Genomic DNA, 12677 nt, shown 5'->3' with positions numbered 1-12677 from the left:
GGCGCTGTTTTCGGCATGAGGATCGGGCCATGGTTGCCTTCCTGCTTTGGCTGTTGCTGCTGGTGTTCTGCTGGCCGCTCGCGCTGCTGGCGCTCGTGCTCTATCCCATCGTGTGGCTGATTGCGCTGCCGTTTCGCCTGGTGGGCATCACCGTGGGCGCCGTATTCGCCTTCCTGGGCGCCATGTTGATGCTGCCCGCTCGCGTGCTGCGCGGGCGGCCCGCCTGAGTGGATAAACCCAACGCGCCCTCCTGCGAGCGCAATCGCGCCCCCATCCTCGAGGTATTGCGCACGCATTTCGCCGGCTGCCGGCAGGTGTTGGAGATCGGCAGCGGCACCGGACAGCATGCGATCCACTTTGCATCGGCCATGCCAGATCTGCTGTGGCAATGCACGGATCGCAGCGAGTACCTGCCCGGCATCCGGCTATGGCTGGACGAGGCGCAGCTTCCCAATACACCCGCTCCCTTGGTGCTGGATGTGAATGGGCCGTGGCCGCCCCGTCGCTATGACGCCGTGTTCAGCGCCAACACCTTGCACATCATGAGCTGGGACGAAGTGGAGCTGCTGTTCTCGCGTCTGCCTGAGGTAACCACGGACGACGCGACGCTGGCGATCTACGGTCCGTTCAACTACGACGGCCACTACACCAGCCAGAGCAACGCCGCGTTCGACGACTGGCTGCAGGAGCGCGGCAGCCATATGCGCATCCGTGATGCCGAAGCGGTGGATGCGCTGGCCGAGATCGCCGGCTTCGAGCTGATCGACGACGTCGCCATGCCGGCCAATAATCGCCTGCGCATCTGGCGGCGCGCCCGCTGAACGGATTGGCCGTCCAATCATTGGCATTTTTGCCGCGATCGCGTCAGGATGCGCATCAGAGGGCGCCCCTGCTCGCGCCCGCCCCACGCCATGCGCCCTTACGTCCAAGCCATCGACACGCTCACGCCCTGCCCCTGCGGCAACAACGACGGCTATGCGCGCTGCTGCGGCCTGCTTCATGAGGGTGCCGCGGCCACTACTGCCGAACAACTGATGCGCTCGCGTTACAGTGCCTACGTGCTCAAGCGCGAAGACTATCTGCTGGCCACCTGGCACCCCAGTACGCGCCCCGCCCATCTCAAGCTCAGTGCGCAGCAACCGGCGCCGACGTGGCTGGGTCTGGCCATCAAGCGGCATGAGAGCGACGGCGATCAGGCGGTCGTCGAATTTGTCGCCCGTCTTCGCCTGGGCGGCGGCAAGGCACAACGCATGCATGAGGTCAGCCGCTTCGTGCGGGAGCAAGGGCGCTGGTATTACGTAGACGGCGAGTTTCCCGAGAAATCGGGCGAGTAACGACGCCGCGCTGTGTGTGTGGGAGCGCACCCTGTGCGCGACAATCCAACGGAGCAATGCACCCAGGCGTGGCCGTCGCGCACAGGGTGCGCTCCCACAGAGAGTGGCTAGAACGGAACCGCAGTCTCGCCCTCGTCGCTTCCATTCGGACCAAACCGCCGCTCCACTACTAGACCGCGCCCGTCGTGGCCGATCGCCACCACGGTGCTGGCACGCGTGCCATAGCGATCACCGCGGATGAAGGCCGACGACAGCCAGCGCTCGCGTTCCACGCCAACACCGGTATCAGGCAGCTGATCATCCGGATACACATGCGGATCGGCCAGCGCGGCAAACAGCGGCGCGAATTCATCATCCTGCCCCGCCGCTATCCACGCGCTCAAATGATCCATCAAGGCGCGCGTCTTCGGCCACGGTGTATTGAAGTCGGCATTGGACAGCCCATGCACGCCGGGTTGCACCGCTTGCGCGCGCGAATCCGGACGGTTGCCGATATAGAACGCGTGGGTGGCGTCGAACGTCAGCAGATTGAACGGCCGATAGTCGGCCGCTGTGTGCAGCAGCGACGCGGCGTGGGCTACGGCATCGTCGCGGCCGGCGAGATAGTCGAGCGCGAGCAGGCCGCGGGATCGTCCCAACTGCGGGTCGCGCGGATCGCGCACATTGGTCACCACGCTGCAGCGTCCGTCGTCGGCCACGCCCAGCCAGGTGCCCCCGGCTTCCAGATCCTTTCCGGCGACGATGGACGGCTGTTCCCAGCGCGCCAGCGGCAAGCTGGGACGCGCATGGAATTCATCGCGGTTGCCGATCAGAACAAGCCGCCAGCGCGGATGCGCCTGCCAGGCGAATGCAATCACGCACATGGGAATACCTGCTCCACGATCACGACGCGACGAGTGCGCCAGTATGCACCCCTCACCGATCAGCGGCTCGCTCGCCGCTCCACGGCGGCGGCCCAGCGCGCTGCGACCTTGGGTGTGGTCATGCAGACTGCGTCGTCGGTTCGCGTGGTGACAGCACGCTCGAGCAGCTGGATGTCGGCTTCATGCTGGCGTGCCACGTGCGGGTCTTCAAAAAAGATCGCGCGCTGGCAGCGGCGTTCGAGCACCAGATCGGCAATCTGCGCGTCGCCGCCCAGTGGGCCGCTCTGGTAACGCTCCACCCATGCCTGGTCCTGCGGCCAGCCGCGGCTCCACGCCAGTTCATTGAGGCGCTGGCCGGTGGTGCCGGTAGCCACGCGATGCACAAAGCGCGACAGCACGTCGAAGTGTTCGGCGGCATAGGCCAGCATCTGCGGCTTCATGGCGTCATGTGCAATCAGCGCCAGCGTCTGCGATTGGAGATCGTGAAATATCTGGGCGCCGGGGTCAGGCAGAAGTCCCGCGTGGATGCGCTCCATCTCGATCCAGTCGCGTGCCGTGGCGACGGTGGAAATAAAGGGCTTGCCGTGGATCACGCACTGGCGCTTGAGCGCGATCGCCTCGGGAAAAATCGAAGACGGGTCGACCGGATCGATCAGGTAGATGGCGCCATCGAGCACGCGCTCATCGCCCAGACCTACGACCTCGGCCACCAGCTTCATCAGGCCGCCTTCGCGGCCATAGGGATAGCGCCGCAGCGGAAGATAGCGCTCCAGGTAACCGGCGCGATGAATCGCATCGTAGGTGCGTCCCACCGCATGCAGGCCCAATTCCAGTTCGCGGATGCCCGCCTCGCACGCATGCAGCCAGCGGAACAGCGCGGCGTTGGCGTGGGCGTGGTGCAGCTGGTTGGCGGCTAGGCCGAGGCGCATGAGTGCTGTTCCGTGACGAGGTCGCCGCGCAGTGTCGCATTGGGGTGTTGCGCTGCGCTACATCGATGCCGTGCCGATGCACCCTTCCCTGTGGGAGCGCACCCTGCGCGCGACTGACATTGCCCCGAGGCAACGGGCGTCGCGCACAGGGTGCGCTCCCACAGGTGGGGGGTGAGGGGTTAATGGTCAGGCGTGCGCGAGCGCCGGCGCATCGACCTGCTGCAACAGACAGACGATCGATCCGGCAGCTTCTCGGCCGTCGTACACGGCACGCACCACCAGATCCGCGCCACGCACATTGTCGCCCCCGGCAAAAATCTGCGGATGACTGGTTTGCAGCGGCAGCGCACCGTTCGCGCCGGTGATCACGCGGCCGGTCCTGTCCAGCGCCACGCCATGCGTGCGCAGCCAATCGGGCGGACTGGGCAGGAAACCGAACGACTGGATCACCACGTCGGCGTCGATCACATACTCCGTGCCCGGCACGTTCTGCGGACGCATGCGCCCATCGCCGTCATCGAGCAACGCCGTTTCCACTACGCGCACGCCGCGCACATTGCCGCGCGCGCCGCCCAATATCTCCAGCGGCTGGCGCTGGAACAGGAAGTTCACGCCTTCCTCGCGGCTGTAGTTCACCTCGCGCGCCGAGCCGGGCATGTTCGCCTCGTCGCGGCGATACACGCAGGTCACGCTGGCGGCGCCAAGGCGGATCGCCGTGCGATTGCAGTCCATCCCGGTATCGCCGCCACCGAGCACGACGACGTGCTTGCCGCGGAAATCGAAGGCCGGCGAGACCGCGCCATCGCGCAGCAGGCGTTCCGTGTTGGCGATCAGGAACGGCAGTGCATCGTGCACACCATGCAGCTCGCGGCCCGGCAGTTGCGCATCGACATAGGTGTACGCACCGGTGCCGACGAAGACCGCGTCGTATTCGTCCAGCAACTGACCGAACTCGATATCGCGCCCCACCTCGCGGTTGAGCAGAAAGCGCACGCCCATGCCTTCCAGCAATTGGCGACGCGTGCGCACCACACTCTTGTCGAGCTTGAAGGGCGGGATGCCGAACGTGAGCAGGCCGCCGATTTCGCTCTGGCGGTCGTACACATCGGCGGCGATGCCGGCGCGGCGCAGTCGATCCGCACAGGAGAGGCCGGCCGGTCCGGCGCCGATGATGGCCACGCGCTTGCCGGTCTCGCGCACGGCGGAGAGATCCGGCTTCCAGCCTTGGCGCAACGCTTCGTCGGTCACCCAGCGTTCGATGCTGCCGATGGTGACCGCACCGAACGCGGTCTGCTCCAGCGTGCACGCGCCCTCGCACAGACGATCCTGCGGGCAGACGCGTCCGCAGATTTCCGGCAACGGATTGGTTTCGTGCATCAAGGTCGCCGCTTCCATCAGGCGACCGTCCTGCACCAGCTTCAACCAGTTCGGAATGTAGTTGTGCACCGGGCACTCATGCTCGCAGTACGGATTGCCGCAATCGATGCAGCGCTCCGCCTGGGTGCCCGCCTGCGACGCGCCGAAATCGCCGGAGATCTCGCCATAGCCGAGCACGCGGATCGACACCGGCACCGTGCGCGGCGTCTGTCGCTGCACGTTGAGGAACTGGAAGGTCTTGGAGTCTGCGCTCATGCAGCGCTCCTCAGCTCTTCGGCCAATGCCGCCAGGCTTGCCGCCTTGGGTTTGACCAGCCAGAACTTGTATTGCAGGCCGCGGAAGTCCGCCAGGATCCGACGACCCCAGTCGCTGCCAGTCAGCTCGACATGACGTGACACCAGGGAACGTAGGTGCTGCATGTAATGCTCCATGCCTTCCGGCGAGATGCGCAGGATGTCGACCAGCTCGTGGTTGTAGCAGTCCACGAAGCTGCGCTCGATATCGAGCACATAGGCGAAACCACCGGTCATGCCCGCGCCAAAGTTCAGGCCCACCTTGCCCAGCACAGCGACGACGCCGCCCGTCATGTATTCGCAGCAGTGATCGCCGGCGCCCTCGACCACGGCGAGCGCGCCGGAATTGCGCACCGCGAATCGTTCGCCGGCCCTACCGGCCGCAAACAACTCGCCATCGGTGGCACCGTACAAACAGGTGTTGCCGATGATGGAGGCATCGTGACTGGCAAACGGCGAATCCGCTGGCGGACGCACCACGATGCGTCCGCCCGCCATGCCCTTGCCCACGCCATCATTCGCCTCGCCCACCAGGTCGATATGCACGCCGCCGGCGTTCCAGGCGCCAAGACTCTGCCCGGCGGCACCGCTGAGTTTCAGCAGGATCGGGCTTTCGTCCATGCCGTGGTCGCCATGCAGGCGCGCCACTTCGCCCGACAGCCGCGCACCAATGGCGCGATCGGTATTGGCGATCTCGAAGGCGAACTCGCCACCTGCCTTGCTCGCCACGACCGCGCGCGTCGCCTCATCGATGCGCGTCGCCAGTGCGGCGTCATCGCGCATCGGATTGCGCGGCAGCGTACAGGCGAAGTCCACGTTATCGGCCAGCGCTCCCGAGCCGAGTAGCGGCGCAAGATCGAGCTTGTGCTGCACCGGCGTGGTGCCGTCCACCTGTTCCAGCAGATCGGCGCGACCGATGATGTCATCCAGGCTGCGCGCGCCCAGCGAAGCCAGATGCGCACGCACGTCCTCGGCGAGGAAACCGAAGTAATTCATCACCATCTCGGGCAGGCCGATAAAGTGTTCCTTGCGCAGCACCGGATGTTGCGTTGCCACCCCGGTGGCGCAGTTGTTGAGATGGCAGATGCGCAGGTACTTGCAACCCAGCGCCACCATCGGGCCGGTGCCGAAGCCGAAGCTTTCCGCACCCAGCATCGCCGCCTTGATCACGTCGAGACCGGTCTTGAGGCCACCATCCGTCTGCAGGCGCACGCGGCCGCGCAAGTCGTTGCGGCGCAGGGTCTGCTGCGTTTCCGCCAGTCCCAGTTCCCACGGCGTGCCCGCGTACTTGATCGAGGTGAGCGGGCTCGCACCGGTGCCGCCGTCGTGGCCGCTGATGGTGATGAGATCTGCGCCGGCTTTCACCACGCCGGCCGCCACCGTGCCGACGCCGGCGTGACTGACCAGCTTGACCGACACGAGCGCGTCGGGATTGACCTCCTTGAGGTCGTGGATCAGTTCGGCTAGGTCTTCGATCGAATAGATATCGTGGTGCGGCGGCGGCGAAATCAGGCCAATGCCGGGCTTGGCGTAACGCAGTCGCGCGATCGTGCTGTCCACCTTATGGCCCGGCAGCTGGCCGCCTTCACCGGGCTTGGCGCCCTGCGCGATCTTGATCTGCAGCACCTCGGCATTGACCAGATACTGCGGCGTGACGCCGAAGCGACCCGAGGCGACCTGCTTGATCTTGGACGTCTTCTCGGTGCCGTAACGCGCCGGATCTTCGCCGCCTTCGCCGGAATTGCTGCGCGCACCAAGCCTGTTCATCGCGATGGCCAGCGCCTCGTGCGCTTCGGGCGACAACGCACCCAGCGACATGCCGGCCGAATCGAAACGACGCAGGATGCTTTGCGCCGATTCCACTTCCTCGATCGGCACGGCATTGCCTAGCGGCTGCGGCGACAGCAGGTCACGCAGTGCCGACGGCGGACGATGGTCGACGAAGTTTGCGTAGTTCCGATAGTCGGCCTGACTGCCCGTGCGCACGGCCTTTTGCAGCGTACCGATCACGTCCGGGTTGTACATGTGGTACTCGCCGCCGTACACGAACTTGTACAGGCCGCCCGCACGCAACGGCGAGGCATCGCTCCATGCTTCGGCAGCGAGGATCTGCTGGTCGTGTTCCAGTTCGGCAAAGCCCGCGCCGCCGATGCGCGACGGCGTGCCCGGGAAGCACAACGCCACCACGCTCGGGGCGAGACCGACGATCTCGAACAGCTGCGCACCGCGATAGCCGGCCACGGTGGAGATGCCCATCTTGGACAGGATCTTCAGCAGTCCTTTGCGGATGCCGCGGCGATAGCTGCGACCGATCTCGAAACGGTCGCTGGCGATATGCCCTTCGCGACCCAGCTCAAACAGGCTCTGATAAGCCAGCCACGGATAGATCGCGGTCGCGCCAAACCCGAGCAGACAGGCGAACTGATGCGGATCGCGCGGCGTCGCCGTTTCCACCAGGATGTTGCACTGGCAACGCAAAGCCTGATCGATCAGATGCGCATGCACCGCACCCACCGCCAGCAGCGAATGGATCGGCAACAAGTCCTGCTGCGGATAGCGGTCGCTTAGGAAAACCAGCTGGCAGCCCTCGCGCACCGCCTTCTCCACCTCGCGGCAGAGGCGCTGCAGCGCGGCTTCGAGGCCTTCCTCGGGCGCATACATCAAGTCGAAGCGTGGCGTGCCCACGAACTGCGGCAGTCCCAGCAACTGCCGCAGCTTGCGCTGCGAAAGCACCGGCGAATTGATCAGAATCTGCTTCGCGTTCTCCGGCGTGAGGTCAAATACATTGCTCTCCGGACCGATCTGCGTCACCAGCGACATCACCAACTTTTCGCGCAACGGGTCGATCGGCGGATTGGTGACCTGGGCAAAGCCCTGGCGGAAGCGATCGAACAGCGGACGCACCTGGCGCGACATGGCGGCGATGGGCGTGTCATCGCCCATCGAACCAGTCGCTTCCTGCTCCAGCTCCACCATCGCCTTGAGCACGGTTTCGCGCTCTTCGCGTGAGAGGCCGTAGAGCTTCTGGTAACGGCGCAGTTCGTCGGCCGGCAGCGGCTCTGCAGCGAGCGAAGGATCGATCAGGTCCGACTCTAGATAACTAACTCCCGCACGTAGCCAGTCGCGGAACGGTGCGCGCTTGCGGTTGATATCGTCGATGTCGGCGTCGCGCAGCAAGCGATGCTGCTGCAGATCCACCGCAATCATTTCACCGGGGGCGAGGCGGCCCTTGGCCACAACCTGCGAGGACGGCACATCCCACAGGCCTGCTTCGGAGGCGACAATGAGGTGATTGTCCGCCGACAACGCCCAGCGCGCGGGACGCAGGCCGTTGCGATCGAGCGTGCACGCAGCGTAATGCCCATCGCACATCACCAGACCTGCAGGGCCATCCCACGGCTCGCTATGCAGCGCGTAATACTCGTAGAACGCAGCGAGGTCTTCATCGATGCCCTCGCGCGCGGCAAACGCCGGCGGCACCAGCACACGCATCGCGGCAAGCAGATCGAGGCCGCCGGCGATCAGCACTTCCAGCGCGTTGTCGAGGCTTTCCGAATCCGAGCCCGTCTGGCGTACCAGCGGGCCGATATCGGAGAGGTCGACCAGCGGCGAATGCAGGATGGATTCGCGCGACTGCATCCAGCGGCGATTGGCGCGGATGGTGTTGATCTCGCCGTTGTGCGCCAGCAGGCGGAACGGCTGGGCGAGCCGCCATTGCGGCGTGGTGTTGGTGGAGAAGCGCTGGTGGAACACCACCGCATCCGCGCTCAGCGCCGGATGCACGAGATCGGCGAACACTTCGCGCAGGCGACCAGGCGCCGCCATTGCCTTGTAGCCAATAACTTGCGCGGACAGCGTCACCACATAGAAATGCTCGTCGGCCGCAAGCGCCGCTTCGGCACGACGGCGCGCGCGGAACAGCGCACGCTCGAACACGCCCTCGTCCATCGATGCCGCCGGTTCCACAAAGACCTGGCGCACGCGCGGCTTCGCTGCGGCAGCGAGGGGACCGCAGGCCTCGGCATTCACCGCCACATCGCGCCAACCGGCAACGTGCAGCCCTTCTTCGCGCAGATAGTCTTCCAGCGTAGAGGCCGCGGCGTCATCGCCCTTCGGATCGAGGAACACCACGCCCGCAGCGAAACGCTCGCCCAACGCGATGCCCGCTTCATCGGCAAGCGCTTTCAACCAGCCCAGCGGACGATGAAAGAGCACGCCGCAGCCGTCGCCGCTCACGCCGTCGGCATTCACGCCGCCGCGGTGGGAAAGTTTGGCCAACGCATTGAATGCGGTGTCCACTACCCATGCGCTCGCGCGACCGTCGATCTGTGCGACCAGACCAAACCCACAGCTGTCGTGCTCGAACGCAGCGTCGTATAGCGTCGCTGGACCTGCCTGCGCCATCTTGCCTCCCCGGCCGATGGTGGGAGACGCGTCGTCCCAACGGTGCCGAGGGCGCCGCTGTCACGCATCCATAAGTGTGGCCTCGACTAAAGCACATATGGTGCGTCGCGTCAAAGACATCTTTACGTCCAAATGAAAGTTTCAACTGGAAGCTTTTTTTGTCGGCAAGACATCGCGCGCACCGCGAAGACACCATGTATCCATCGATGACGTCGTCGCTGCTTGTTGCCGGTGCACGCACTTGTATCAGCGTGCGCATACACCCGATCGATCGTCGCGGGCATACCAGTGATCGCACCGGCCTTGCGATGAAGAGCACATGACCGGGACCAGCGGGCGATGCAGACCCGCTCGCACGCCGTCATCGCGCTCTGTGATAATCGCCCGATGCCAATACCACTCCGTCGTGCCCGCCCCCTTGCCTGCGCCGTGACCGGCGCGCTCGCCCTCGCCATCGCGGCCCAGCCGGCGTGGGCCCTGCAGGACAGCAAGACCAAGGCCGAGCAGGCCGAGGCTCAGAAAAAGCTGCAGGAGCTGCACAGCAAGATGGATGCGCTGGCCAAGGAACAGGCCGAGACCGCCGCCAAGCGCGACAGCGCCACCGCCGAGCTGGCCAAGCAGGCCAATGCCGTGGCCGGGGCCGCCAAGGCCGTGCGCGAGACCGACACCCAGCTCTCAGCCAAGCAGAAGGAGCTGGCCGACCTGCAGGCCCAGCGCGCCGAGCTGCAGAAGAACCTCGAAGGCCAGCGCGCCGCCATCGCCGACTTGCTGCGCGCCACCTATGCCCTGGGGCGCGGCTCGGACCTGCGCCTGCTGATGGGCGACGACGACGTAACCCGCATCGCCCAGGCGCTGGCCTATTCGAAGTATTTCCAGGAAGACCGCGTGGCCCGCGTGCAGAAGCTGATGGGCGACCTGGCCAAGCTGCAGGACCTGGAAACCGAGATCACCGCCCAGCAACAGGCCCTGCAGGCCGCGCGCGCCGAGCGCGAGACCCAGGCCAAGGCATTGGAGCAACAGCGCGCCAGCCAGGCCAAGCTGGTGGCCGAGACCGATGCCCAATACAAGGACCAGGCCGGCAAGCTGGCCGCCCTCAAGCAGAACGAGGCCTCGCTGAACTCGCTGGTCGCCACGCTTCAGAAGGCGATCGATGAGGCCGCCCGCGAGGCCGAACGCGCCGCCAAGGCCAGCGAAGGCAAGGCCGCGCCGCCCGCCGGCAAGGGCCTGGCCAATATCCGCGGCAACCTGCCCTGGCCCGCTGCCGGCGTGGTCAACAGCTACGGCAGCGGCGTGCTGATCAAGGCGCCGGGCGGCAGCGAAGTGCGCGCGGTGGCAGCGGGTCGGGTGGTCTATGCCGCCTTCCTGCGCGGCTACGGGATGCTGGTCATCGTCAGCCACGGCGGCGGCTGGATGAGCATGTACGGCAACAACGAGACCGTCCTGCACGGCGTGGGCGACCAGATCACTGCCGGCGAGGCCGTGGGCACGGCCAGCGCGCCCACCGGGGTCAATACCGGCGTCTACTTCGAGCTGCGCCAGAACAACCAGCCGGTGGACCCGCGCACCTGGCTGGGCAAGAAAGGTTGATCCAGGGATGTTCTGATCTATTCCACGATTGACGCCGCCTACGCAGCGTCGCAGGCTAACCTGCGTACCATGTTGAATTTTGGCGACATCCGGCGGTCAAAGCGGCAACGCGGCCCGCTGCCGGGCACGCCCCCACGGCTATACCGGAGTCCCCCATCCATGCGGTTTCCCACCTTGAGCCTGGCCGTCCTGCTGCTGGCGGCGCCGCTGGTGCAGGCGCAGACCGCGCCCACCCCGGCCAGCCCCGCCAAGAAGGCCGCCGACGTCGCACCGGCCAAGGCCTCGTCCGCCCCCGACCGCGTAGACCTCGACGACGTGCGCAACTTCAGCCGCGTCTATGAAATTGTTCGTCAGGCCTACGTGGAGCCGGTGGACAACAAGACCCTGATGAAGGCCGCCATCAGCGGCATGCTCAGCGGCCTCGATCCGCACAGCGAATACCTGGACAAGGCAGGCCTGGACGAACTGAGCGAGGACACCACCGGCCAATACGGCGGCCTCGGCATCGAAGTGCTGCAGGTCGACGGCACGCTGCGCATCATCGCCCCCATCGACGACACACCCGCCTCGCGCGCCGGCATCAAGCCGGGGGATACCATCGTGAAAGTCGATGGCAAGGTGGTGGACCCGGAGAACATCGACGACATGTTCAAGGCGCTGCGCGGCGATGCAGGCAGCAAGGTGACGCTCACCATCCTGCACGAGAAGAGCGACAAGCCCATCGACATGCCGCTGGTGCGCGAGAAAATCTCGGTCACCAGCGTCAAGACGCGCGAGATCCAACCCGGCTACGCCTATATCCGCATCAGCCAATTCCAGGATGACACCGCGCCGGATCTGGAAAAGAAGCTCGGCGAGCTGATCCGCAAGAACGGCACGCAAAAGGGCGCCATCCTGGATCTGCGCTCCAATCCGGGCGGCCTGCTCACGGCAGCGGTGGGCGTGAGCGATGATTTCCTCAACGCCGGCACCATCGTCACCACGCGCGGTCGCCTGCAGGATTCCAATCTCAGCTTCGAGGCGCACGCCGGCGATTTGCTCAATGGCGCGCCCATGGTCGTACTGGTGGACAACGGCACCGCCTCGGCCGCTGAAATCGTGGCTGGCGCACTCAAGGACAACCGCCGCGCGCTGATTGTCGGCCGCCGCACGTTCGGCAAGGGCGTCGTGCAGACGGTACTGCCGCTGGACAACGAACACGCGGTGAAGATCACCACCGCCCGCTATTACACCCCCAACGGCACCTCGATCCAGGCCGAAGGCATCAAGCCCGATATCCCCCTCGCCGACCTCGCGGTGAACAAGGCCGACAGCGCCGCCGTGCTGGTGAGCTCGGAAGCCGACCTGCCCAATCATCTTGCCAACGAAGATTCGAAACTGGGCAAGGACATCGACAACGACGGCAGCGCCGAGAATGCGAAGCTGGCGACGCAGGACTATGCGTTGTCGCAGGCGTTGAATGTGTTGAAGGGGTTGGCGTTGAATCGCGGGCCCTATGCGGCGCCGGTGCCGGCGACGGCTGCGCCGAGCAAGCATTGATCCGTCTTAGCTGATCGTTTGTGGGGATGACCTGTGAGGGTTGTTCCTGGGTGGAGCGAACGATGTGGATGTTCTGGAGGAGCCGCCTTGTTTGAGGCGGCTTTTCTTTTTGGGCGGTGCGGGGTGGATCGGTTTTGATCGTCATCCCGGTGCGGGGACGCCTTCGCTTTTCATCCCTGCGCCATAACACCCGCAGCATGGTGCCGCGTGCTGGTCTGTGGGCGCGCACCCTGTGCGCGACAGCCACGCTGCGGTGCACCGCTCCGTAGGTTTGTCGCGCACAGGGTGCGCTCCCACAAAGAGCCGATCGGTACCGGCCTGCGCGATCCCTTGTAGGAGCGCACTTGTGCG

At 65.6% G+C, this 12677-nt stretch carries 9 protein-coding genes; 5 read left to right on the top strand and 4 right to left on the bottom strand.

What is annotated here, in order from left to right; genetic code table 11:
* Nucleotides 1–29: 29 nt before the first annotated feature.
* The 3 genes from AC1DE1_RS01610 to AC1DE1_RS01600 all read left to right on the top strand — a co-directional run bounded on the left by AC1DE1_RS01610 (nt 30) and on the right by AC1DE1_RS01600 (nt 1334).
* The gene (locus tag AC1DE1_RS01610; RefSeq protein WP_441605510.1) at nt 30–227 is read left to right on the top strand and encodes a hypothetical protein; all 198 of its coding nucleotides are present in this window, start codon (nt 30–32) and stop codon (nt 225–227) included.
* Complete coding sequence (locus tag AC1DE1_RS01605; protein WP_441605511.1) at nt 228–821, top strand: DUF938 domain-containing protein; 594 nt, start codon at nt 228–230, stop codon at nt 819–821.
* Nucleotides 822–911: 90 nt separating this feature from the next.
* Complete coding sequence (locus AC1DE1_RS01600) at nt 912–1334, top strand: YchJ family protein (protein WP_441605512.1); 423 nt, start codon at nt 912–914, stop codon at nt 1332–1334.
* Nucleotides 1335–1441: 107 nt separating this feature from the next.
* Here the strand turns inward: AC1DE1_RS01600 and AC1DE1_RS01595 are convergent, their stop codons facing one another.
* From AC1DE1_RS01595 to gltB, 4 genes are all read right to left on the bottom strand, one after another.
* A complete protein-coding gene (locus AC1DE1_RS01595) occupies nt 1442–2197 on the bottom strand; it encodes an NRDE family protein (RefSeq protein ID WP_441605513.1) in 756 nt (251 codons plus the stop codon).
* A 59-nt stretch (nt 2198–2256) separates the two neighbouring features.
* Complete coding sequence (locus AC1DE1_RS01590; protein WP_441605514.1) at nt 2257–3126, bottom strand: methylglyoxal synthase; 870 nt, start codon at nt 3124–3126, stop codon at nt 2257–2259.
* Between the two features lie 186 nt (nt 3127–3312).
* The gene (locus tag AC1DE1_RS01585; protein WP_441605515.1) at nt 3313–4758 is read right to left on the bottom strand and encodes an FAD-dependent oxidoreductase; all 1446 of its coding nucleotides are present in this window, start codon (nt 4756–4758) and stop codon (nt 3313–3315) included.
* Nucleotides 4755–9200, bottom strand: a complete 4446-nt coding sequence (gene gltB, locus AC1DE1_RS01580; RefSeq protein ID WP_441611470.1) for a glutamate synthase large subunit — start codon at nt 9198–9200, stop codon at nt 4755–4757. Before gltB ends, AC1DE1_RS01585 begins: the two co-directional genes overlap by 4 nt.
* A gap of 387 nt (nt 9201–9587) precedes the next feature.
* Between gltB and AC1DE1_RS01575 the strand changes: the two genes are divergently transcribed.
* Complete coding sequence (locus tag AC1DE1_RS01575) at nt 9588–10787, top strand: murein hydrolase activator EnvC family protein (RefSeq protein ID WP_441605517.1); 1200 nt, start codon at nt 9588–9590, stop codon at nt 10785–10787.
* Nucleotides 10788–10946: 159 nt separating this feature from the next.
* Nucleotides 10947–12326, top strand: coding sequence for a S41 family peptidase (locus AC1DE1_RS01570; RefSeq protein ID WP_441605518.1), 1380 nt, complete (start codon nt 10947–10949; stop codon nt 12324–12326).
* Nucleotides 12327–12677: the final 351 nt, after the last annotated feature.

Source organism: Dyella sp. 05T440 (genome assembly GCF_056395965.1).
This window is presented reverse-complemented; position numbering and strand designations above follow the sequence as displayed.